The organism is Buchnera aphidicola str. APS (Acyrthosiphon pisum), from assembly GCF_000009605.1.
GTDB lineage: Bacteria > Pseudomonadota > Gammaproteobacteria > Enterobacterales > Enterobacteriaceae > Buchnera > Buchnera aphidicola_I.
Genome location: NC_002528.1, coordinates 576,948 through 600,107, shown reverse-complemented (window position 1 = coordinate 600,107; position 23,160 = coordinate 576,948). Strand labels below are relative to the sequence as shown.

Genomic DNA, 23,160 nt, shown 5'->3' with positions numbered 1-23,160 from the left:
ATGAACAAAATTCTTATTTTTGCATCTAGTGTTTTATTCCTTATATTGTCTTCTTCTTTTTTTATTGTAAAAGAAGGAGAGCGTGGTATTGTTTTACAATTTGGAAAAGTTCTCCGTAATAATGAACTAAAGACAGTAGTATATAATCCTGGATTACATTTTAAATGGCCATTTTTAGAAACAGTGAAAATGTTAGATGCACGAATTCATACCATGGATAATCAAGCCGATCGTTTTGTTACGAAAGAAAAAAAAGATCTTATTGTAGATTCATATATAAAATGGCGTATTAATGATTTTAGTCGTTATTATCTGGCAACTGGAGGTGGAGATGTTTTCCAAGCTGAAGTATTACTAAAAAGAAAATTTAGTGATCGTTTACGTTCTGAAATAGGTCGTCTTAATGTTAAAGAAATTGTTACTGATTCAAGAGGTAGATTAACAACTGATGTTTTAAATTCATTAAATAAAGGTAGTATGAATTTAGAAAAGAGCTCTTTAATTAATGTTAACAGTATGAATGCACTAGGGATTCACGTCGTAGATGTACGTATTAAACAAATTAATCTACCTGTTGAAGTTTCTGATGCTATATACAATCGGATGCGAGCTGAAAGAGAAGCTGTAGCTAGAAGTCAACGTTCTCAAGGACAAGAGAAAGCGGAAAAATTACGTGCATCAGCAGATTATAAAGTATCTATAATATTATCAGAAGCACGAAAAGAAGCTTTAATAATAAAAGGTCAGGGAGAAGCAGAAGTAACTAAATTATTTGCAAAAAATTTTAATAAAGAACCAGATTTTTACTTTTTTATTCGTAGTTTGCGCGCGTATGAAAATAGTTTTAAAAATAATCGTAATATTATGTTAATTGATTCAGATAGTCAATTTTTTCGATATATTAAAAATATGATCAACATTAAAAATTTATAATTTCAATCATGATATTTAAAAATATTTAATAAATAGGCATTATACAAAAATGAATAAAAATATTGTAATATTAGGTACGCAATGGGGTGATGAAGGAAAAGGAAAAGTAGTAGATTGTTTAACCAAAGATAGTTCATATGTTGTAAGATACCAAGGAGGACACAATGCAGGTCATACTTTAGTAGTGAATGACAAAAAAATTATTCTTCATTTAATTCCATCTGGACTATTGCATAAAAATGTAATCGGAATTATTGCGAATGGCGTAGTAGTTTCTCCATTTGAGCTAATTAAAGAAATAAAAATGTTAGAAACACATAATATTTTTGTTCATAAACGTTTATTTATTTCTAATTCTTCTCCTTTAATTTTACAATACCATATCGAAATGGATATAGCTCGTGAAAAAAAATTAGGAATTAGTGCGCTAGGTACAACAGGTAGAGGTATTGGGCCTGCATATGAAGATAAAATCGCACGAAGAGCTTTGCGTATTGGAGATTTAAAAAATGAAAAAACTTTATCAATACGTTTAGAAAAAATAGTCAATTATTATAATCATCAATTAGTGTCTTTTTACAAACATAAACCTGTTGATTATAAAATTATTTTAAGAGACTTATTACCAACAATAGATTTAATTTATGATATGATTAAAGATACTACTAGTATTTTACACACAGCTATTCAGAGCAATAAAAAAATAATTTTTGAAGGAGCTCAAGGTAGTTTTTTAGATATTGATCATGGAACATATCCTTATGTCACCTCTTCTAATAGTACTATTGGTGGTGTTATTACAGGAACAGGAGTAGGCTCTAAAAGTTTAGATTACATACTTGGTGTAACAAAAGCGTACTCTACAAGAGTTGGTTATGGCCCTTTCCCTACTGAATTGTTTGATGATGTAGATAAACATTTTTCGAAAAAAGGTCATGAATTTGGCTCAACAACGGGTAGAAAAAGACGTACTGGTTGGTTAGATGCAGTCGCTTTATGTCGATCAGTCCGTATTAATTCTTTATCTGGTTTATGTATAACAAAATTAGATGTATTAGATGGATTACATGAAATAAAAATTTGTACAGCTTATAAAAATATTAATACTTTAGAAATTATATCTTTTCCTGATATAGATGAATGGAAAAATATAGAACCAATATATGAAACTTATCCCGGCTGGAATAAAAAAACTTTAGGTATTAAAAAACTTATAGATCTTCCTTATGAAGCACGTAATTATATAAATCGTATAGAAGAAATCACGCAAATTCCAGTTGATATTATTTCTACTGGACCAGATCGTTCTGATATTATTTTTGTTAGAGATATTTTTTTTATTAAAAAATGAAACTTTTACATCAAATATTGAATATTAATTCCTATTTTAGTTGCGTTCTCAATAAATATATAAGAAGAAATCGATTTAAATTTATTAGTGTATAATTATATTATAAACAATATACATGGAGAAGTAAATATGGTAGTAGATCCCTACCAAAAAAGAGAAGCTAAAAGATACAAAAATCCAATTCCAAGTCGAGAATATATCTCATCATGTCTGAGAACATCTCAAGATCTGATAAGTCAAAAAAATTTAGAAAAAAAATTCGGTATTAATAATCAAGAATCAAAAAAAGCATTACGTCGAAGATTAAGAGCAATGGAACGAGATGGTCAAGTAATATATACTAGTAATCGTTGTTATGTTGCTCCTGAAAGCCTCAAAATTGTCAAAGGAAAAGTTATAGGACACAGAGATGGTTATGGTTTTCTGAGAACAGAAACATTAAAAGAAGACTTATGGTTGTCATCAGAACAGATGAAGTCCTGTATTCATGGCGATATTATTCTTGCACATATAGTCGAAACTCATGGAAAAAGAAGGAGTTCAGCAAGATTTTTAAAGTTATTACAACCCAACAATATATTGATTGTTGGTAGATATTATATTGATGATAAAATTAAATTTGTAATTCCAGATGATACGCGTTTTAATTTTAAGATTTTTATTTTCTCAGCTATTAAAGACGATATTTCTATAGGATCTATCGTATCAGTAAAATTAAAACAACATCCTATAAGAAATAGCAGAGTACAAGGATTTATAGTAGAAATTCTTGGTAAAGAAATGGGTACTAATTTAGCTATAGAGATAGCACTGCGTACACACTTAATTCCTTCTTTATGGTCAAAAGAAGTAAAGAAACAAGTATACGAAATTAGTAGAAAAATAAATCAATATGATTTTAAAAATCGTACAGATTTACGACATTTCCCTTTTTTTACAATTGATGATGAAGATGCTCGCGATTTTGATGATGCTGTTTTTTGTAAAAGAAAAGCAAATCCAGAAGAAGGTTGGATTTTATGGGTAGCTATTGCAGATGTGAGCTGTTATGTCCAACCTAATACTCCTTTAGATAAAGCAGCATTAGAAAGAGGAACATCTGTATATTTTCCTTCATTAGTGATTCCGATGTTGCCAGAAAAAATTTCTACTGATTTATGTTCTTTAAAACCTAATGTAGAACGTTTATGTTTAATATGTGAAATGAGCTTATCAAAACAAGGAGAACTAATTAGTTATAAACACTATGAAGGGATTATATGTTCTCATGGAAGATTTACGTATAATGAGATTTTTAAAATCTGGAATGGCGATATTTTTCTACGTTCTAAATATAAAAAATTTTTAAAAGATATTGAAAATTTATCATGTTTACAGAACATTTTTAATAAAGATAATATTTCTAAAAAAGGTATTTATTTTGAAAATATAGAACCTAAATTTGTTTTAGATTCTAACCTTCGAATTAAAAGTATTTATCAAAATATTAGAAATGATGCACATAAATTTATTGAATCATGTATGATTTTAGCAAATGTAGCTTCAGCTCGCTTTGTTGAGAAATATAAATATCCTGTTTTATTTCGTAATCATGATCGTCCTAAAAAAGATAATGTTGTTAGTTTGCGTTTATTTTTAAATGAATTAGGTTTTACATTGTTAGGAGGGGATTCCCCTGAATCTGTCCACTATTCAAATTTATTAAAAAATGTTTCTGATCGTCCTGAATATGAAATGATACAAACTGTATTATTACGTTCTATGACGCAAGCTGTATACTCTCCAGATAATCGTGGACATTTTGGTTTATCTCTATCTAGTTATGTTCATTTTACTTCACCTATTAGACGTTATCCCGATCTTATATTACACAGAGTTATCAAATATTTGTTATTTAAAGATAAAAATACATCAAAAAGTAATTATAATTTTTATAGTGCTCATTTATATAGTACGGGTGAAATAAAAAAAATAGGAGCACACTGTTCTATAACTGAAAGACGTGCAGATGAAGCAAATAGAGATGTCATTGATTGGTTGAAATGTGATTTTATGTATAAAAAAATCGGTTGTATACTAAATGGTGTTATTTCTAACGTAACTACATTTGGTTTTTTTGTCCGCTTAAATCAGTTTTTTATTGATGGACTAGTTCATATCAATTCTTTAAATGATGATTATTATTATTTTGACTCTTTAGGATTAAAATTAATCGGTAAATCTACCAAGAATACTTATTGTCTTGGCGATGCTCTAAAAGTAAAAGTAATTTCTGTTAATCTGAATGAAAAGAAAATAGAATTGTCTTTATATAAATCTAGTTGATTTTCGTTTTTAAATTTATCAAAAATTATTGATTTTTTTAAAAAATTAAAATAGTATAAAATATTCATCTGTAATTTTAAAAAAGTTCCTTGTTTCCTTGAAAATTTGCATAAAATTACATTTCATATTATGAGGAAGCTAAATAAAACCAAAAGGAGCATTTTAATGCGTCATTATGAAATAATATTTATGGTTCATCCTGATCAAAGCGACAAAATACCACTGCTTATAGAAAAATATAAAAAAATTATTAATGATAACAATGGCATCATACATAGATTAGAAGATTGGGGGAGACGTCAGCTATCTTATTCAATTAATAAATTACAAAAAGCACATTATATTTTAATGAACATAGAAGTTTTTCCTAAAACTATCACACTTCTAGAAACAGATTTTCGTTTCAATAACATCATCCTTCGTAATATGATCATGTCTGTGAAAAAAGCAATAGTCGAACTATCACCTATTTTAAAATTAAAAGATGATAAAAAAGAGAAAAAATAGTTTCATATACCAGCCTTTTGTTAAAAAATATAAAACATATTAATAAAATTAAAAATTTACAATATGAATAATTAGAAAATAGTACAAAAATTTCATTATTCTAAATAATTTTAGAGGAAAAATAAATGGCTCGTTATTTTCGTCGTAGAAAATTTTGTCGTTTTACTGCAGAAGGTGTTCAAGAGATAGATTATAAAGATATTGCTGTTTTAAAAAATTATATTACAGAAAGTGGTAAAATTGTTCCAAGTCGTATTACTGGCACTAGAGCAAAATATCAAAGACAATTATCTAGAGCTATTAAACGAGCACGTTATCTAGCTTTACTTCCTTATACTGATCAACATCGTTAAAGATAATATTTTAAAATTATTACATTATAAAACAAGGGATAATAAATTATGGAAGTAATTCTTTTATCTAAAATAAAAAAACTAGGTGATTCAGGTGCAGTCATCAATGTCAAATCTGGTTATGCAAGAAATTTCTTAATTCCCAAAGGTAAAGCAATTTTAGCGAATAAAAAAAATATTGAATCTTTTGAAGCTCAACGTATAGCATTAGAAAAAGAAAAGATTAACGAGCTTCTTATAGCACAGTCAAGAGCGGAAAAATTAAAAAAAATAAATTCTATAACAATTTTATCTAAAGTTGGAAAGGAAGGTAAGATATTTGGTTCAGTAGGAGTCAGAAACATCATTAAAGAGATCATATTGTTAGGTATTAAAATTAATAAAAAAGAAATACGATTACCTAACGGTTTACTACGTCAAGTTGGTGAGCATATAGTTGTTTTTCAGCCGCACAGTAAAGTCTCTATTAATTTCATTGTGAAAATAATTGCAAAAAATTAATTTTTTTGATACTATTAATAATATATGGCGTAAAATGTTAGATAAAATTTGTCAATTAGCACGTTCTGCAGGTCATTGTATTATGAAACTTTATAATTCTCAAAAATTTATAAATGTTTCATATAAACCAGATAACACTCCCATCACCGATGTTGATTATGCAGCCAATAATATCATCAAAAAAGGACTTTCATTAATTTCTCCTCAAATTCCAATTATTTCTGAAGAAGAATCATATAATTTTGAAATATGTCGTAATTGGAATAGTTATTGGTTAGTTGATCCGTTAGATGGAACTAAAGAATTTTTAAAAAAAAATGGTGAATTTACAGTTAATATTAGTTTGATCGAATACGGTGTCCCTATACTCGGTGTAATATACGCTCCCTTTTTTGATGTTCTATATTCTGCTTTTTATGACAACGCGTGGAAAGAAGAAAAATTTGGATCAAAGAAAAAGATTAATGTTGCTCAAGCAGAAGCACCATTATTAGTGATTAGCCGTTCACATCCTAATGAAACCTTGAAAAATTATTTAGAAAAAATAAAATGTTGTAAAATAAAAAAAATGGGTTCATCACTAAAATTTTGCTTAATAGCAGAAGGAACTGCTCAAATTTATCCCAGATTTGGTGATACTCATATATGGGATACTGCCGCTGGTCATGCTATTGTTATAGCGGCTGGTGGAAAAGTACAAACATGGACAGGCGGCAATTTAAATTATTCATTGTCTTCACGTGTTTCTTTTATTAATTCTGGTTTTTATGCGTCCGCATTATAATTTTAATTTAACAATTTAATTTGAAGAAAGATATAATTTTATTATGAGCAATATTGAAATAAAAATTTTAGATTCACGTATGAAAAATAATTTTTCTTTACCTTCATATGCAACTTTAGGATCATCTGGTTTAGATCTTAGAGCTTGTTTAGATGAAACAGTAAAACTAAAAGCCCATAAAACTATTTTAATTCCTACTGGTATAGCTATATATATTGCTAATCCTAATATTACAGCGTTAATTTTGCCTAGGTCTGGACTAGGTCATAAAAAAGGTATTGTACTAGGTAATTTAGTTGGTTTAATTGATTCTGACTATCAAGGTCAATTGATGATATCTCTCTGGAATCGTAGTGATCAAGATTTTTACGTTAACCCGCATGATAGAGTGGCGCAAATAATATTTGTCCCAATCATTAGGCCGTGTTTTTTATTAGTAAAAAATTTTAATGAAACTTCCCGTTCTAAAAAGGGATTTGGTCATTCTGGAGTATCCGGAGTAATTTAGTAAAAAAATTTTTATATGCCGTATTTTTCACGGTATTTTATTAATTGTGGTATATGTTCTTTTAATTTTTTATCTTCTAATACATATTCTATTAGATCGTCGATTGTAATAATTGAAATTATTTTATAACTTTTTTGATTTCTAAAATGGTTGATAGTAGATAACTTTCTTATTCCTTTTTCTTTGCGATCTAAAAGTACGAATATCGAAGAAATACTTGCTTCTTGTTTCTCAATTATTTTAATGGAATGATGTATTGCAGTTCCCGATGTAATTACATCATCTAAAATAATAACTCTTTTTTTGTATATTGTGCTTCCAATGAGATCGCCTTTTTCTCCATGTTCTTTATATTCTTTTCGATTAAAAGAGTATGGTACGTTTAAATTATAGTGATTTTTTAAGGCTATGGAAGTGGCTACAGCTATAGGGATTCCCTTATATGCCGGTCCAAATAAAACGTCGAATTTATTTTTCGAATCTATTATAGAGCGAGCATAAAATAAACCAATTTTAATAATATCTATCCCTGTAGATAGTAGTCCTGAATTAAAAAAATAGGGACTAATTCGTCCTGATTTTAATTGAAAAACTCCAAACTTTAGTACTTTTTTTTTAAAAGAAAAATCAATAAATTCTTTCTTCCAGTCCATAAAAATTGAATCCTAATTAATTTTAAACATTTCCCAGCAAATTTTATATATAAAAACTTAAATTAAAAATTAGAATAATTTTATTTTTATTTATGGCCCTTGCTGGATTTGAACCAGCGACCAAGCGATTATGAGTCGCCTGCTCTTACCACTGAGCTAAAGGGCCATATTTTTCAACCTTATTACTATAAATCAATTTTTTATAATAATCTAGAATTCTTTTAGAAATTTTATTTTTTTTTAAAAAAAAATTTTTATATATTTGACACACATAAAAATTTTTGGTATATATATTTTAATTCCTCTGTAGTTCAGTTGGTAGAACGGCGGACTGTTAATCCGTATGTCACTGGTTCGAATCCAGTCGGAGGAGAAAAATTTTTATTTAATAATAAACTTTAATTCTTTTGATAAATTTCTTTTTTCCTTAGATAGCTCGGCATTTTTAACAATATAATCATCTATTCGGTCTTCATAATCACTTTTCATCATAAAAATTATTTTTTTGATTTCTTCATAATTCATGTCCAACGTAATATATTGGATAAGATTATCTAGAAGTAATATTCTCTTTTGATTATCTCTTATTTTTTTTTCAATATCACTAATTTCTCTTTTAATTTTATTTTTTCTTCTAAACTTATGTACGAATTCTAATACGTTTTTAAATGATTTTTTTGTATCTGACATGTTGAGAAACCTTTTTTATCAATTGAATTTATTTTCTAAGGATTCAATATTTTATTTAATTATTTTATTGAAATTTAAAATGATACAATTCCAAAAAAAAACACCTAATTTTTTATTTTATGATTATGAAACTTTTGGGATACATACAGCTTTAGATAAACCCGCTCAATTTGCATGTATCAGAACAGACATAAATTTAAATATAATAGATGATCCGCAGTATTTTTACTGTTTTCCGTCAGATGATTATTTACCTGACCCCGGTTCTGTTTTAATTACTCATATCACCCCTCAATATACAGAAAAAAATGGAACTAATGAATATAATTTTTCTCAAAAAATATATGATATTTTAATGCAATCGAATACTTGTGTTGTTGGTTATAATAATATTAATTTTGATGATGAAATTACAAGAAATATATTTTATCGAAATTTTTTTGACCCTTATGAATGGAGTTGGAAAAACGGAAATTCTCGTTGGGATATATTGAATTTATTACGAGCTTGTTATGCGCTCAGACCCACTGGTATAAACTGGCCTAAAAACGAATTAGGATTAACAAGTTTTAAACTATCAGATTTAACAAAGACAAACAATATTGTTCATTTAAATGCACATAATGCTGTTTCAGATGTTTATGCGACTATTGAAATAGCAAAGCTTGTCAAGAAAAAACAACCTAGACTTTTTGACTTTTTTTTTAAAATAAGAAAAAAAAATGAATTATATAAATTAATTGATTTAAGGAATTTTCAACCAATAATTTATATTTCCGCTTATTTTGGCGCTATCTATCATAATATGAGTTGTATACTTCCTATAGCATGGCATGAAAACAATAGTAATATATTAATCGCTATTGATTTATTTAAAGATATTAAAACACTAATAAATATGTGCAAAAAAATATGTTTTGATAGTATTTTTATCAAAAATTTACTCGATTCAGGGGTAGTATTATTGCACTTAAATCGTTGTCCTATTTTGGCTCCAATTCAAGTAATTAGAAAAGAAGATTATAATCGATTGAACTTTCATAGATTTTCATTAAATAAAAAGATTGAATTAATTAAAAAAAATATGTTTTTTATTCAAAATATAAAGATTATTTTCTCTAAAAATAATAATACTAATCAATTTTTTAATGTTGATTTAGAAATATATAATGGTTTTTTTAATTCAAAAGATAAAAAAAAAATACAAATCATCAGAAATACTGATCCAGTTTTTTTAAAACATATTTTTTGTAATTTTCATGATTCTCGTTTAAAAAATTTATTTTTCCGTTATCGTGCTCGTAATTTTTTTATACATTAGATGATAATGAAAAAAAAATATGGTTAAAACATTGTATGAATGTTTTAAATCCAGTTTCTTTTCAAGAATATAAAAACAATATTCAATTTCTATTAAAAAAATATTCTAATAATACAGAAAAAGTAGTGTTATTAAAACAATTATTAGATTTTTCTTTTCAAAAGTATAAAAAATTGTTTTTTGAAAAATATTAATTCAAATTAATATGTTTTATTACTGTAAATTTATATTGTTTTAAAAACGATAATAGTTTCTTTAAATTATTATTGTTTTTTGAATATAAAAAAATATTTTTTTTTATTTTTTGATTAACATTTGATGTTTTTAAATAACTTTCAATCTGAAAAATCACTTTTTTTATTGAATCAATAAAGTAAACTGATCGCGTTTTATATAGAATATTTTTAATTTCTTTTTCTAATAATGAAAAATGAGTACATCCTAATATAATAGTATCGGGACATGTTGGAAGATTTATCCACGGTCTAAAAATATTTTTTAATTTTTTTTGCGAGACTGCTACTCCTCGAATTTTTTTTTCAGCTATTACAGCCAATTTATTTGTACCTATTATTTTTATAGTGTTAGAACAAGAATATTCATATATTATCTTTTGAGTATAACTAGAATTAATTGTTGCTTTGGTTGCTATCAAACCAATGATTTTATTTTTAGTTATTTTTTCTGCAGCTTTTATATGAGGGAATATTCCAAAAATAGGAATATCAAATTTTTTTCTTAAAATAGATAGAGCTACAGTGCTGATTGTATTACAAGCTATCACCACAACATTAATAGGGTAAATTTTTTTTATTGTATGAATTATTTTTATACTTCTCTGGATGATAAAAAATTCTGTTTTATTCCCATAAGGAAAGGATTCATTATCTAACATATAAATATAATGAATGTTTGGTAGAATTTTTTTTATATTTTTTAGTATAGATAATCCACCGACGCCAGAATCAAATATAAGCACTGTAAGAATTTTTTTGTAAAATAATTAATATTAGACATTGTTTATGTTAGAAAATGTTTTAAAAATTCAAAGAAATTATTTTCTATTTGCTTTTTATTTTTTAAATAAAAATAATTTCATATACTTTTCAATTTTTTTACGATGTTCTAAGTTAAACATATTAAGATTTTCTTCATTAATTAAGATAGTTTGTTTTTCTATCCATTTCTCCCATGCTTTTTTTGAGATTTGGTCATATATTTTTTTTCCCAATTTACCTGGGTAGGATTGAAAATCTTGACCTTCAGACTTTTTTTTAAAAAATGTGCAAAAAATAATTCGATTCATAATTTTAATACTCCTTTTTTTAAAAAATATTTTTTTTAAAATTTTCAAGTATTTTCTGTACCGGTCTCGGTAGTCCTATATGTTGAGGATTTTTTAAGTTATACCAGATTTTTTTATGGTTTTCTTTAAAAAACTCTGAAATATAAGGTAATCTAATTAAGATTGGATTAATATGCAAAATAAAATGACTAAATTTATGAAAAAATGATATCATATTTTCACATGTATTTATATTTATTTTTTTTTCTTTCAACCAAATTAAAGCTTCCTCTTTGTTCTTAAATTTTGGAAAACAAAATAATTCTTTCCAAATTTCTTGTTCTGTATTTTTTTTTAGCCAAAAATTATTTTCATGTTTGATGATAATAAACCAAGATATTTTTTGAGGAAGTGTTTTTTTTATATTTTTTAAAGGGTATTTTTCCCATTTTTTTTCTATTTGAGCAATACATTCTTTTTTTAATGGACAAATTGTACATTTTGGTTTTATCGATATACAAATTGATGCCCCTATATCCATCATGCCTTGATTGAATTTACCAGTGTTATGTATTGGGGTAATCGATTCAATTATATTCCATAACTTTTTTTCGATTTTTTTATCTTTTAATAAACCTGAGATTCCATAGTAGCGTACTAGAATTCTTTTTACATTTCCATCTAAAATAGGATAAAAAAAATTTAATGATAACGATAAAATAGCTCCTGCTGTAGATCGTCCGATCCCAGGCAATTGAATAATATTTGAAAATTGATCCGGAAATATTCCTTTATATTTTTTCTTAATAATTTGCGCCGATTTATAAATATTTTTAGCTCTATTATAGTATCCAAGACCACTCCATAAATATAAAACGTCGTCTAATTTGCTATCATTTAAAGATTTAATATTTGGAAAATTTAGTATGAATTTTTTGAAATAAGGAATGGCAGATTTTACTGTAGTTTGTTGCAACATTATTTCAGATATCCAAACTGTATATAATGTTTTATTTATTTGCCATGGCAAGTCTTTTCTGCCATTTTTGTGGTACCAGTTTAAAACTAGTTGTGAAAAAATATATTTTGTCATTATAATATAAGCCGTTTTTTTATAAATATTTGAGTATGTGTTTTTTAAAAAAATATTAATATGCTGCTATTATTTAAATTAAATTATTAGATAAAATATGAAAAATAATATTATAACTCCGAGATATAATCTTGAAGGTGTTTTTTTGCGTCAAATTCATAGTTTTGTATGTAGAAAAGGTCGTACAACGACATCTCAATTAAGTGCAATTAAAAAATATTGGTCTTTAATTGGTGTTGATTTCCAATTAAATGCATTAAATTTTTCATCTATATTCAAGCATCGTGCTCCAATAATATTAGAAATTGGTTTTGGTTCAGGAGAATCTTTAGTTAAAACTGCTATGAATTTTCCTGAGAAAAATTTTTTAGGAATAGAAGTATATAAATCAGGAATAGGATCTTGTTTGCACTATGCATCTTCTTATCAAATTCAAAACTTAAGAATTATTTATTATGATGCAACTGAAGTTATGTACAATATGATTCCAGACGATACTTTGTCTAAAGTACAAATTTTTTTTCCAGATCCTTGGCATAAAAAACGTCATCATAAGAGAAGACTTTTAAAAAATATTTTTTTAAAAATTATTACAAAAAAATTAATAATAGATGGTATATTACATATTGCTACAGATTCAGAATCATATGCTTTTTATATATTAGACGAAATAAAAGATATTAAAAATTATAAAAATTTATCTGAAAAAAATAATTTTGTAAAACGTCCCGTTTCTCGTATAATAACTAAATTTGAAAAAAAAGGATTGCTACAAGGTAAAAAAATTTTTGATTTGATGTTTCAACTAAAAAAATAGTATTTTTTATTTTAAAAATATTTCTAATAGCGAATTTAAAAAATTCTTTCCCTTTTTTGTTGTATGCCAACAATCTGATTGATTAATTAAGAATCCTTCTTGTATAGCGATTTGAATATTTTTTTCTATAAAACTTTCTTCTATATTAGTGTTTTCTCTGAAATGTTTTTTGAAAATAGGTTTATATAGTCTAAAAACGTTCATAAAATATTCGAATATTTTATCTCTTTTAGACACTTGATATACAGAATTGATATATTTTCCACTTAAAAAATCATTTATGTTTTTGTTTTTAATAGTTCTAATAATTTCCCCATTTTTTTGCGTAATTTTACCATGAGAACCGCAGCCTATTCCTATATAATCTCCAAAATTCCAATAATTTAGATTATGTTGACATTGATAGTTGAATTTCGAATATGATGATATTTCATATTTTTTATATCCAGCTTTTTTTAATAGCTTATCTCCTTCAATCAACATATTAAATACTACATCTTGATGAGGTGTTTGTATTTTTTTTGCATAAAATACAGTATTAGGTTCGATTGTTAGTTGGTACCATGATATATGAGATGGGTTGCATTGAATTGCGATCTGTAAATCTGATAATGCCTCTTCTAATGACTGACCAGGTAAACCATACATTAAATCTAAATTAATATTATCACTAATTTTTTTTGATTCTATGATTGCATTCATCGCATCTTTTGAATTATATGTACGTTCTATTTTTTTTAGCATTTTTGAATTAAATGTTTGAATACCTAAAGAAAAGCGATTAATACCTGAATTTTTATATTGAATAAAATTTTGATATTCTAGCGTTTTAGGATTAGCTTCTATACTAATTTCTATATTTTTAGAAATTATCTTTCTTTTTTTAATACCATTCAATAAATTTTTTATTGATGTATTTTTTAATAAACTAGGTGTTCCACCACCAATAAAAATAGTATTAATGTTTCTGTTATTAATTAGAGATAGGTCCCTTTCAAAGTCTCTTAATAAATGTTCTATATATTTATTTTCAGGAATGATTTCTTTACTAACATAGGAGTAAAAATCACAATATCCACATTTTTTTAGACACCACGGGATATGAATATACAGACTAATAGGAGGCAATGTAAACATAATAATTTCATCTTTTTATATTGATTTAAACAAATAAATTTTTTATATATTAAAAATATTACGTCCAATTCTTACCATATTACTTGTAGCAAGTAGTGATTCTTTTATATCAACACTCGTTCCTAATGATAGAGTATCTACTGATGAATATTGTCTTTTAAATCGATTAAATATAGTTTTTATTTTTTCGTATTGTAAATTGTTTTCAATAACATTTGTTTTTATTGAAGGAACGGCCATAATCCCTCTTAAATTTAGATTAGGCATTGATAAGATTAGTTGTGCTAATTCTTGGTATTGATCTATATATCTATTATTTTGTAATTCTTTAAGATTATTAATTTGTATCAACACATTTATTGGTGGTAAATTTTTGGGTCTAAATTTGTTTAATAAAACCGCGATTTTTTCTCGGTCAACTGTTTGACACCAAGAAAAATTTTGAGCTATTTTTTTAGTCTTGTTAGACTGTATTTTTCCAATAAAATGCCATGTAATATTTTTGTACTTTTTTAAATTTTCTATTTTAATAAGACTTTCTTGTAGGTAATTTTCTCCAAAATTATTAATTCCAGATCGTATTGCTTCTTCAATATTATTGATATTTCGATTCTTGCTTACTGCGATGATTGTTATTTTTTTCAAAGGAAGATTATTGTTTTTTATAATATCTTGTATTTTTTTTTTATAGATTTAAAATTAAGATGAATACTATTCATATTCTTCTCCTGTTAAAATAGTTTTTTATAATTACATTTTAAATTAATATTGATTGAACCAACTTTCTAATATAATGACGGCAGCACAAGAGTGAATTTTTTCTTCTTTTAATCCTTTAAAACCATTTTTTTTGAATATTATTGATTTTGCTTCCACAGTAGTTAAGCGTTCATCATGCATTTTAACAACAATATTGAATTTATATTTTAATAAATTAGCAAATTTTTCTGATTTATTAGTAATTTTTTGTTTTGTGCCATTTATATTTAAGGGTAAACCTACAACGATAAATTGAGGTTGCCAATATTGTATTAAATTTTTTACGAGTTGCCAATTTGGACATCCGTTTTGAGCATTTAAAACACTTAAAGGTCTTCCTTTTTTAGTTATATTTTCTCCTACAGCTACTCCAATTTTTTTTATACCAAAATCAAATGCAATTACTATCATTTTATGATCTCTACAAACATACTTTTTTTTCAATATAATCTAACAACATTCCGGTAATAGAAATATTTTTTTGCGATTCTATTTCACAAATACATGTTGGACTCGTAACATTTATTTCTGTTAGTTTATCACCTATTACATCTAATCCAACAAGAATTAATCCTCTTTTCTTTAAAGTGGGAGATAAATAATTTGCTATTTTCCAATCTGTCTCACTTAAGGACTGTATTTTTCCTTCCCCCCCCGCGGCTAAGTTAGCTCTCGTCTCTCCAATTCGTGCTATTCTAGCTACACACCAAGGTATAGGTTTGCCATTGATAATTAAAATTCTTTTGTCACCTAACTTGATTTCTGGTAAGTAATTTTGAACCATGCAGTATTTTCTTTCATAATTTGTCATGTTTTCAACAATAACTGAAAAATTAGGATCGTTTTTTTTTATTCGAAAGATATTAGCACCACCCATTGCGTCTAATGGTTTTATTATAATGTCTTGATATTTTTCCCAAAATTGACGTATCTGAAATATATTTCTTGTTACCAAAGTATCAGTAATTAGATCAGGAAACCATGATGTAAATATTTTTTCGTTGCAATCTCGCAAACTTTTCGGTTTATTAATTATCAAAACACCTGTTTCTTCTGCACGTTCTAAAATATATGTTGAATAAATAAATTCAGTATTAAACGGTGGATCTTTACGCATTAAAATAACATCTAACTCACTCAAAGAAATACTTTGTTGTTTAATAAATTGATACCATTTTTGTGTATTTTTTATTAATTTTATTAAACGAGTCCTTGCAAATGCTTGTTCTTTTCTTAAATAAAGATCATTCATTTCCATGTAGTGAATAATATGATTTCTTTTTTGTGCTTCTAGTAAAATAGCAAAACTTGAATCTTTTTTAATGTTAATTGATTCAATGGAATCCATTAATATTCCAATCTTTAAACTTATTTTTTTAGACATATATTTTATCTTTTTAATTGAACAATTTTTTAAAAATAGATAATATTATTTTAATTATTTTTTTAAAATATATTAATGTACTTATTTTCATAAAAATTTTAATTTTATAAAATTTAATGGTCTTTAATATTTAAACAATGTATTAATTAAAAATTAATTCTTAATTATTAAATAATTAAAAAAATATTTTTTGACAACTATAATTTTTATTTTTAAATCATGAAAATATTTTAAAAATATTCATATTTAATCATATTTTTGACCAGAATAGTTGTCAAATCGAGACCAATGTCCATTAAAAGTTAGACGAACTGTTCCAATTGGTCCATTCCTCTGTTTTCCTATTATAATTTCTGCTATCCCTTTCAAGTCACTATTTTCATTATAAATTTCATCGCGATATATAAACATTATTAAGTCTGCATCTTGTTCTAAAGATCCTGATTCACGTAAATCTGAATTTACTGGTCTTTTATCAGATCTTTGTTCTAAAGATCGGTTAAGTTGTGATAATGCTATTACTGGAACCTGTAGTTCTTTTGCCAATGCTTTCAATGTTCTAGATATTTCTGCAATTTCAAGAGTACGGTTTTCGGATAAAGAAGGGACTCTCATTAATTGTAAATAGTCCACCATAATTAAAGTTAATCCATTATTTTCACGATAAATACGACGAGCTCTTGAACGGACTTCACTTGGAGTTAATGCTGATGAGTCATCAATATAGATATTCTTTTTCTTAAGAAGAATATTAATAGTCCCAGAAATACGCGCCCAATCTTCGTTGTTTAATTGTCCAGTCCTAATTCGTGCTTGATTGACTCTAGATAAAGATGCTAACATACGCATCATAATTTGTTCTCCAGGCATTTCTAAACTAAATATTAATACAGGTTTATCATAAAGCATAGCAGCATTTTCACATAAATTCATTGCAAATGTTGTTTTTCCCATGGAGGGTCTTGCTGCAATAATGATAAGTTCAGAACGCTGTAATCCTGATGTTTTTTTATTTAAATCTTGATATCCTGTATTAATTCCCGTCACGCCGTCATGAGGTGATAGAAATAATTTTTCAATACTAGCAACAGTTTCATCAAGAATTTGTTCAACATTTTTTGGTCCTGAGTCTTTTTTGAAACGTTTTTCTGCAATTTTAAAGACACTTGATTCTGCGTAATCTAATAATTCTTCACTTTTTCGTCCTTGTGTATCATATCCAGCATTAGCTATTTTATTTGCTACTAATATCATTTCTCTTACTATTGCGCGCTCTCTTACTATATCAGCATATGCAGTAATATTTGCAGTGCTAGGAGTGTTTTTTGAAAGTTCAGCTAGATAAGAAAATCTTCCTACACTTTCTAATTTTCCTTTTTGTTCTAAAGATTCAGATAGAGTAATTAAATCTATTGGATATCCTAGATCGAGAAGTTTTTGCATTTCTTGGAAGATCAAGCGATGGGGTTTACTAAAAAAATCATCAGCAACTACATGTTCTGAAACGCTATCCCATTGTTCATTATCTAACATCAACCCACCTAATACCGATTGTTCTGCTTCTAAAGAATGTGGTGGGATTTTTAATCTGTTAATTTGATTTAAATATAATTTATCTTTAGCCATATTTATTGCATATACCATTATTTAGTGAATCTATGTGAAATTATATCGTAATATTGCAATAATACACCATCTATGGATTGATCTATTTGAGTCATTTTTTGAAAATTTTTTTATTTTTTTTTGTCTAAATTATAAAAATAAAAAATCATTAAATATATTTAATATGAACTGTTAGTACTTGTTTTAAATGATTTTTTCTTTTTTTATTATTAGACTATAATGTATACAAATAATAGATTTTTTTAAATATTATTTTAATCAGAAATAGCTATTTTTTTATATAATATTTTAATATTCATCTTTTAAAATATTATATTTATATTTTTGATTTATTTTAGAAAGGAATATAATTTTAAAAATTATTAAACTTATAATAATGTTATTATTTAAAAAATTATAAATGTTTTAACAAAATTTATAGGTAATTTTTTACATTGAAACATCGAATTATTTTCAATACGAATATTATTTTTCAAATGTACGATGTAAAAATTATAAAATTTTTTTATTTTAAATTAATGACGAGAAATAATAAGAAGTTAATATTTAATATATTTTAAAGTTTTCAAAGAATAATATAGCATTTTTATAGATTAAATTATACTAAATAAAATATTTAACATGTATAATTTCATTTTACATATTGAAATGTATTTTAGATGAAATTTAAAAAATGGAGTTTTTGTTATGGCAAGTAGAGGTGTAAATAAAGTTATTCTTATTGGTCATTTAGGTCAAGATCCCGAAGTTCGTTATATGCCTAATGGTAATGCAGTAGTAAATATGACTTTAGCTACTTCAGAGAACTGGAAAGATAAAAATACTGGTGAAAATAAAGAAAAAACAGAATGGCATAGAATAGTTTTATTTGGAAAATTAGCTGAAATTGCTGGTGAATATCTTCGAAAAGGTTCTCAAGTGTATATTGAAGGATCGTTGCAAACTAGAAAATGGCAAGATCAAAATGGACTAGAACGTTATACAACAGAAATTATTGTAAATATTGGTGGTACAATGCAAATGTTAGGCAATCGTAATTCTAACTTGCAGGCAATGACGGTAAATGACAAAAACAGTACCGGAATAAAAATAAAAAAAACAGATGCAGTAGAGTTTGATAAAAAGATAGAAACACATGAATCGAATAAAGATTTAACTCATTCTCCTTCGGAAATAGATTTTGATGATGAAATTCCTTTTTAATGAAAAATTTTAATAATCAAATCAATAAAAAGCCCCAATTTTTTGGGGCAACGCATTTTTTCATAATCCTTATGAACTATTTTTGAAGAGTAAATTATTTTTTCTTCTTAATGTTATTCAAATCAGCATTAAGTGCATTTTATATTTTATATATCAATGAATTGAAGACTCTTTTTTTAATTATTTTTTAATTATTTCCAATTAGGTTTAGATAAAAAAATAATATATTTTTTCTGATCTGTTTTTCAATGTAAAAATATTTTTATTTTCTTTTAATATTATTTTTTTCAATCAATAAACTTTTTAGATATATTCTACTATAACAATTTAATTGTTTTATCTATCTTTGATAAAGATAAATTTTTATTTTATTTGTATTAAGTAATTTTTTAACATATACAATGTTAAGTAAAAATTTCATATTTTTAATAATAAAAAAATCAAATTCTAGATTTTTTTATCAACTACATATAATGATATTGATTTTTTGTGTTTTTATTAACTAAAGTATTTTCTTTTAAAGAAAATATTTATTTATAACTTAAATGTCTTGTTTTTTTTAATAAATCAGTAGTATAATCTATGAAATAAAAACTTTTTTAAATAACTATTATGATTAATATCTCCAAAAAAGCACAAGAACATTTTACATCACTTTTATCAAATGAACCCGAAAATACTCAAATACGTGTTTTTATAGTCAATCCGGGTACACCTAATGCAGAATGCGGTGTTGCATTTTGTCCAGAAAATGAAATAGAACTATCTGATATTCAATTAAAATACGATGGATTTTTTGTGTACGTAAATAAAGACACAATTTCTTATTTAAAAAATTCAGTGATCGATCTTGTTACTGATAAAATTGGATCTCAATTAACATTAAAAGCTCCATATGCTAAAAATAATTTTTCTAAAAAAGTTTCATCATCACTGGAAGAAAAAGTAAAATGTTTTTTAAATTTAGAAATCAATCCTCAGTTATCAATGCACGGAGGAAGAGTTGAATTAATTAAAATAGATAAAAATGGAATTGCTGCAATACAATTTAGTGGAGGCTGTAATGGCTGCTCAATGATTGGATCAACTTTAAAAGAAACAGTCGAGAAGAAATTATTATCTTCTTTTTCTGAAATAAAAAAAGTTTATGATGAGACACATCATCTGCACGGACAACATTCATTTTATTAATTTGAAAAATATTGCTGATGCCACGAAATATGCGTGAATTCACTAATTAAATTATTTTTTACTGTAATATAAATTTTTTTAAGATGTTTTAACCGAAAAGCAATGCAATTTAGTTAAAGAAAATTCTTCTGTTAAATAAATCCCATCTACTAGTTTTTTCAACTTTTGTAAGATCCTTTTTTTATATATCGATTCATATTTACTCTTACAGATACAAATTGTGTCAAATTTATAAGCATAATAATGTTTTTTATGTCCAGAAAGATATTGTTCTTTCAAAAAACTTCTACTTTTAGGTGCGTTTCTTTTTCTTTATATATATGAAATCAATATTTTTACGGCTATAAAAGATTTTGAATTACCTTTCTGGAAACGCGCGGATAAATTGTGATTATGCTAATAAGTTAAGGTGCTATTTTATATTCTTTGATTTTGTTTTGCTTGTTATTTTACTTTTTATAAATGTAACTAATATTTACTTCTTCTAAGAGTGTTTTTCATAACAGAAAAAAGAATCAAAAATATAGGTAGACGATGTAGTTATTCTATTTTTTTATTTAATAGTTCTTAATGAAAAAATAAAGTTGCTGTATTAATAGGATAGTTTGAAACTATGAGAGAAATGGGTTCAACGCATTCTCACGACTATCAGATTATATTTCTGATAGAGAAATTTGTAAACTAGTTTATATATAATTACTAATTTTTTTAAGTTTTTTCTGTGTCATCTGAGATGATTTTTTCATTTTGCTCATGATATATCAGGAGAATTAATTAATAGTTAACATTCTTTTACAATAAAAATTAGTCTTTTTCTACTATAAAAATTCGGTTTTTTTAGGTTTTTTAAAATATTTAAGAAATAGAAAGACGCCTATATTTGTATTTTTTTTATACTGTTAGTTCGATCTGTATATGCAATATATATAAGTTTTTTATTTATTCATTAACTCTTATTTATGAGTATTATGTTCTCAAGATCATGAAAGTATTACATTTAATAAAATTAAAATTTAATTCTTAAGATTATTTCATTAGATAGATAATACTTTTTTATGTATTATATTTTATACGATGATTTAATATTAAGTGTTTTAAATGAGTATCTACATGTTTGATTCAAATCATGAACAGGAATTAAGTAAAAGAAGAACTTTTGCAATTATTTCTCATCCTGATGCTGGAAAAACTACTATTACTGAAAAAATGTTATTTTTTGGAAAAGTAATTCGTGTTCCTGGAACAATAAAAGGGAGAGGAAGTGGAAAATACGCTAAATCAGATTGGATGAATATTGAAAAAGAACGTGGAATTTCTATAACAACTTCAGTTATGCAATTTACATACAAAAATATTTTAATGAATTTATTAGACACCCCTGGTCATCAAGATTTTTCGGAAGATACATATCGTATTCTTACTGCCGTAGATTGCTGTTTAGTCGTAATTGATGCTGCTAAAGGTATAGAAGAACGAACTAGAAAACTAATGGATGTTGCGCGTATTCACAACACTCCCATTATTACTTTTATTAATAAATTAGATCGCGATAGTCGAGATCCAATAGAAATTCTTGATGAAATTGAGAAAGAATTAAAATTACACTGTATTCCTATTAGTTGGCCAATAAGTTGTGGAAAGAATTTTCGAGGAGTTTATCACATTTATGATAAAATAATTCATTTATATAAAAGTAAATTTAGAAAAAATTTTTTAACTTTAGATAGTTTTTTAGATGGTTCATTAAATGAATACTTAGGAGCCGACTTATCTATACATATTCGTCAAGAATTAGAATTAATCATGAATGTATATTCAAAATTTAATAAGGAAAAATTTTTAAAAGGTATTACTACTCCTATTTTTTTTGGTAGTGCTCTTGGTAATTTTGGTATTGATCATTTGTTAGATAGTTTAATAAAATGGGCCCCTTCTCCATTATATCGTCAAAGTAACAAAAGGATAATAAAACCTCAAGAAAGAAAGTTTACAGGTTTTATATTTAAAATTCAAGCTAATATGGATTTAAAACACCGTGATAGAATAGCATTTATGAGAATTGTTTCAGGACAGTATACAAAAGGAATGAAATTAACACATGTAAGAATAAAAAAAAATATAATCATTTCCGATGCTTTTTCTTTTTTAGCTGGAGAGAGAATATCAATAAATAAAGCTTATCCTGGTGATGTTATAGGTCTTCATAATCATGGTACAATTAAGATCGGAGATACTTTTACACAAGGGGAAGAAATAAAGTTTATTGGTATACCAAGTTTTGCACCAGAAATTTTTCGTCTTATTTATTTAAAAAATCCTCTCAAACAAAAACAATTAAAAAAAGGTTTAGTTCAATTGTCTGAAGAAGGCACTGTTCAAGTATTCCGTCCGATTCTTAATAATGATTTAATTTTAGGTGCTATTGGAATATTACAATTTGATGTTGTTATTGAACGTTTAAGAATAGAATATAATATTGATGCAGTATATAAAAAAGTAAATATTGTTCTTGCACGCTGGATTAATTATGGAAATCATCACAGCCTTTATAATTTAAAAAAAAGTTACAGTTCTTATTTAGCATATGATATTTCTAATAGTTTAATATATTTAGCACCTAGCTCTGCTAATTTAAATATAGTCATGAGTCAGAATTCTGATATTTCTTTTAATGCAACACGAGAGCAGTAGTATTTAAAAAATCAAAAAGATAGCTATTTTTTTTGATAAATTTTTGGA

Annotated in this window: 22 protein-coding genes, 2 tRNA genes and 1 pseudogene; 14 read left to right on the top strand and 11 right to left on the bottom strand. The window is 25.6% G+C overall.

The window, feature by feature from the left end; all coding sequences use genetic code 11:
* The 8 genes from hflC to dut all read left to right on the top strand — a co-directional run bounded on the left by hflC (position 1) and on the right by dut (position 7,262).
* Entirely contained in the window at positions 1-933 is a 933-nt protein-coding gene (gene hflC / locus BU_RS02945; RefSeq protein ID WP_010896164.1) for a protease modulator HflC, read from the top strand.
* Between the two features lie 49 nt (positions 934-982).
* On the top strand, positions 983-2,284 hold the full coding sequence (locus tag BU_RS02940; protein ID WP_009874514.1) for an adenylosuccinate synthase: 1,302 nt from the start codon (positions 983-985) through the stop codon (positions 2,282-2,284).
* Between the two features lie 129 nt (positions 2,285-2,413).
* Complete coding sequence (gene rnr / locus BU_RS02935; protein WP_014498791.1) at positions 2,414-4,609, top strand: ribonuclease R; 2,196 nt, start codon at positions 2,414-2,416, stop codon at positions 4,607-4,609.
* A 165-nt stretch (positions 4,610-4,774) separates the two neighbouring features.
* Entirely contained in the window at positions 4,775-5,116 is a 342-nt protein-coding gene (gene rpsF / locus BU_RS02930) for a 30S ribosomal protein S6 (RefSeq protein WP_009874512.1), read from the top strand.
* 125 nt (positions 5,117-5,241) lie between these two features.
* Positions 5,242-5,469 (top strand): 30S ribosomal protein S18, encoded by a 228-nt coding sequence (gene rpsR, locus BU_RS02925; protein ID WP_009874511.1) that lies wholly within the window; start codon positions 5,242-5,244, stop codon positions 5,467-5,469.
* Positions 5,470-5,517: 48 nt separating this feature from the next.
* Positions 5,518-5,970 carry a 50S ribosomal protein L9 gene (rplI, locus tag BU_RS02920; RefSeq protein WP_009874510.1) on the top strand — a complete coding sequence of 151 codons (453 nt, stop codon included), beginning with the start codon at positions 5,518-5,520 and terminating at the stop codon, positions 5,968-5,970.
* Between the two features lie 34 nt (positions 5,971-6,004).
* Positions 6,005-6,754 (top strand): 3'(2'),5'-bisphosphate nucleotidase CysQ, encoded by a 750-nt coding sequence (gene cysQ / locus BU_RS02915; RefSeq protein ID WP_029585623.1) that lies wholly within the window; start codon positions 6,005-6,007, stop codon positions 6,752-6,754.
* Between the two features lie 43 nt (positions 6,755-6,797).
* Entirely contained in the window at positions 6,798-7,262 is a 465-nt protein-coding gene (dut, locus tag BU_RS02910) for a dUTP diphosphatase (protein ID WP_009874508.1), read from the top strand.
* Between the two features lie 11 nt (positions 7,263-7,273).
* Here dut and pyrE read toward each other — a convergent pair whose 3' ends face one another.
* The gene (gene pyrE, locus BU_RS02905) at positions 7,274-7,915 is read right to left on the bottom strand and encodes an orotate phosphoribosyltransferase (protein ID WP_009874507.1); all 642 of its coding nucleotides are present in this window, start codon (positions 7,913-7,915) and stop codon (positions 7,274-7,276) included.
* 93 nt (positions 7,916-8,008) lie between these two features.
* Positions 8,009-8,081 (bottom strand) — tRNA-Ile (locus tag BU_RS02900).
* A gap of 134 nt (positions 8,082-8,215) precedes the next feature.
* Between BU_RS02900 and BU_RS02895 the strand changes: the two genes are divergently transcribed.
* Positions 8,216-8,288 (top strand) — tRNA-Asn (locus tag BU_RS02895).
* A gap of 8 nt (positions 8,289-8,296) precedes the next feature.
* Here BU_RS02895 and BU_RS02890 read toward each other — a convergent pair.
* On the bottom strand, positions 8,297-8,605 hold the full coding sequence (locus BU_RS02890; RefSeq protein WP_009874506.1) for a DUF496 family protein: 309 nt from the start codon (positions 8,603-8,605) through the stop codon (positions 8,297-8,299).
* Between BU_RS02890 and sbcB the strand changes: the two are divergent.
* Positions 8,604-10,120 (top strand): annotated as a pseudogene (gene sbcB, locus BU_RS02885) (exodeoxyribonuclease I). The gene BU_RS02890 and the pseudogene sbcB sit on opposite strands and share 2 nt — an antisense overlap.
* Here sbcB and murI read toward each other — a convergent pair.
* The 3 genes from murI to mutY form a co-directional block, all read right to left on the bottom strand.
* Positions 10,117-10,905: a glutamate racemase gene (murI, locus tag BU_RS02880; protein WP_010896161.1), complete on the bottom strand. Its 789-nt coding sequence runs from the start codon at positions 10,903-10,905 to the stop codon at positions 10,117-10,119. The pseudogene sbcB and the gene murI sit on opposite strands and share 4 nt — an antisense overlap.
* A gap of 93 nt (positions 10,906-10,998) precedes the next feature.
* Positions 10,999-11,232, bottom strand: coding sequence for an oxidative damage protection protein (locus tag BU_RS02875; RefSeq protein ID WP_029585621.1), 234 nt, complete (start codon positions 11,230-11,232; stop codon positions 10,999-11,001).
* A gap of 19 nt (positions 11,233-11,251) precedes the next feature.
* Entirely contained in the window at positions 11,252-12,304 is a 1,053-nt protein-coding gene (mutY, locus tag BU_RS02870) for an A/G-specific adenine glycosylase (protein WP_010896160.1), read from the bottom strand.
* Between the two features lie 97 nt (positions 12,305-12,401).
* On the opposite strand from mutY, the gene trmB reads away from it, so the two are divergent.
* Positions 12,402-13,121 (top strand): tRNA (guanosine(46)-N7)-methyltransferase TrmB, encoded by a 720-nt coding sequence (trmB, locus tag BU_RS02865; RefSeq protein WP_009874501.1) that lies wholly within the window; start codon positions 12,402-12,404, stop codon positions 13,119-13,121.
* A 6-nt stretch (positions 13,122-13,127) separates the two neighbouring features.
* Here trmB and hemW read toward each other — a convergent pair whose 3' ends face one another.
* The 5 genes from hemW to dnaB form a co-directional block, all read right to left on the bottom strand.
* Positions 13,128-14,258, bottom strand: a complete 1,131-nt coding sequence (gene hemW, locus BU_RS02860) for a radical SAM family heme chaperone HemW (protein WP_009874500.1) — start codon at positions 14,256-14,258, stop codon at positions 13,128-13,130.
* Positions 14,259-14,300: 42 nt separating this feature from the next.
* Entirely contained in the window at positions 14,301-14,903 is a 603-nt protein-coding gene (locus BU_RS02855) for a YggS family pyridoxal phosphate-dependent enzyme (RefSeq protein WP_009874499.1), read from the bottom strand.
* Between the two features lie 117 nt (positions 14,904-15,020).
* On the bottom strand, positions 15,021-15,428 hold the full coding sequence (gene ruvX, locus BU_RS02850) for a Holliday junction resolvase RuvX (RefSeq protein WP_010896159.1): 408 nt from the start codon (positions 15,426-15,428) through the stop codon (positions 15,021-15,023).
* 10 nt (positions 15,429-15,438) lie between these two features.
* Positions 15,439-16,401: a glutathione synthase gene (gshB, locus tag BU_RS02845; protein WP_010896158.1), complete on the bottom strand. Its 963-nt coding sequence runs from the start codon at positions 16,399-16,401 to the stop codon at positions 15,439-15,441.
* Positions 16,402-16,647: 246 nt separating this feature from the next.
* On the bottom strand, positions 16,648-18,045 hold the full coding sequence (dnaB, locus tag BU_RS02840) for a replicative DNA helicase (protein WP_009874496.1): 1,398 nt from the start codon (positions 18,043-18,045) through the stop codon (positions 16,648-16,650).
* A gap of 669 nt (positions 18,046-18,714) precedes the next feature.
* Here dnaB and BU_RS02835 point away from each other — a divergent pair.
* The 3 genes from BU_RS02835 (at position 18,715) to BU_RS02825 (ending at position 23,112) form a co-directional block, all read left to right on the top strand.
* A complete protein-coding gene (locus BU_RS02835; protein ID WP_009874495.1) occupies positions 18,715-19,230 on the top strand; it encodes a single-stranded DNA-binding protein in 516 nt (171 codons plus the stop codon).
* 612 nt (positions 19,231-19,842) lie between these two features.
* Positions 19,843-20,421 carry an NfuA family Fe-S biogenesis protein gene (locus BU_RS02830; protein WP_010896157.1) on the top strand — a complete coding sequence of 193 codons (579 nt, stop codon included), beginning with the start codon at positions 19,843-19,845 and terminating at the stop codon, positions 20,419-20,421.
* A gap of 1,110 nt (positions 20,422-21,531) precedes the next feature.
* A complete protein-coding gene (locus tag BU_RS02825) occupies positions 21,532-23,112 on the top strand; it encodes a peptide chain release factor 3 (protein WP_010896156.1) in 1,581 nt (526 codons plus the stop codon).
* Positions 23,113-23,160: the final 48 nt, after the last annotated feature.

What these genes read in the sequence shown, in the direction of transcription:
- hemW (WP_009874500.1), bottom strand. Translation starts at nt 14,258, where the DNA reads ATGTTTACATTGCCTCCTATTAGTCTGTATATTCATATCCCGTGGTGT.
- rplI (WP_009874510.1), top strand. Translation starts at nt 5,518, where the DNA reads ATGGAAGTAATTCTTTTATCTAAAATAAAAAAACTAGGTGATTCAGGT.
- hflC (WP_010896164.1), top strand. Translation starts at nt 1, where the DNA reads ATGAACAAAATTCTTATTTTTGCATCTAGTGTTTTATTCCTTATATTG.
- gshB (WP_010896158.1), bottom strand. Translation starts at nt 16,401, where the DNA reads ATGTCTAAAAAAATAAGTTTAAAGATTGGAATATTAATGGATTCCATT.
- BU_RS02875 (WP_029585621.1), bottom strand. Translation starts at nt 11,232, where the DNA reads ATGAATCGAATTATTTTTTGCACATTTTTTAAAAAAAAGTCTGAAGGT.
- rnr (WP_014498791.1), top strand. Translation starts at nt 2,414, where the DNA reads ATGGTAGTAGATCCCTACCAAAAAAGAGAAGCTAAAAGATACAAAAAT.
- dut (WP_009874508.1), top strand. Translation starts at nt 6,798, where the DNA reads ATGAGCAATATTGAAATAAAAATTTTAGATTCACGTATGAAAAATAAT.
- dnaB (WP_009874496.1), bottom strand. Translation starts at nt 18,045, where the DNA reads ATGGTATATGCAATAAATATGGCTAAAGATAAATTATATTTAAATCAA.
- cysQ (WP_029585623.1), top strand. Translation starts at nt 6,005, where the DNA reads ATGTTAGATAAAATTTGTCAATTAGCACGTTCTGCAGGTCATTGTATT.
- trmB (WP_009874501.1), top strand. Translation starts at nt 12,402, where the DNA reads ATGAAAAATAATATTATAACTCCGAGATATAATCTTGAAGGTGTTTTT.
- ruvX (WP_010896159.1), bottom strand. Translation starts at nt 15,428, where the DNA reads ATGATAGTAATTGCATTTGATTTTGGTATAAAAAAAATTGGAGTAGCT.
- BU_RS02830 (WP_010896157.1), top strand. Translation starts at nt 19,843, where the DNA reads ATGATTAATATCTCCAAAAAAGCACAAGAACATTTTACATCACTTTTA.
- rpsF (WP_009874512.1), top strand. Translation starts at nt 4,775, where the DNA reads ATGCGTCATTATGAAATAATATTTATGGTTCATCCTGATCAAAGCGAC.
- BU_RS02825 (WP_010896156.1), top strand. Translation starts at nt 21,532, where the DNA reads ATGTTTGATTCAAATCATGAACAGGAATTAAGTAAAAGAAGAACTTTT.
- mutY (WP_010896160.1), bottom strand. Translation starts at nt 12,304, where the DNA reads ATGACAAAATATATTTTTTCACAACTAGTTTTAAACTGGTACCACAAA.
- pyrE (WP_009874507.1), bottom strand. Translation starts at nt 7,915, where the DNA reads ATGGACTGGAAGAAAGAATTTATTGATTTTTCTTTTAAAAAAAAAGTA.
- BU_RS02890 (WP_009874506.1), bottom strand. Translation starts at nt 8,605, where the DNA reads ATGTCAGATACAAAAAAATCATTTAAAAACGTATTAGAATTCGTACAT.
- BU_RS02940 (WP_009874514.1), top strand. Translation starts at nt 983, where the DNA reads ATGAATAAAAATATTGTAATATTAGGTACGCAATGGGGTGATGAAGGA.
- rpsR (WP_009874511.1), top strand. Translation starts at nt 5,242, where the DNA reads ATGGCTCGTTATTTTCGTCGTAGAAAATTTTGTCGTTTTACTGCAGAA.
- BU_RS02835 (WP_009874495.1), top strand. Translation starts at nt 18,715, where the DNA reads ATGGCAAGTAGAGGTGTAAATAAAGTTATTCTTATTGGTCATTTAGGT.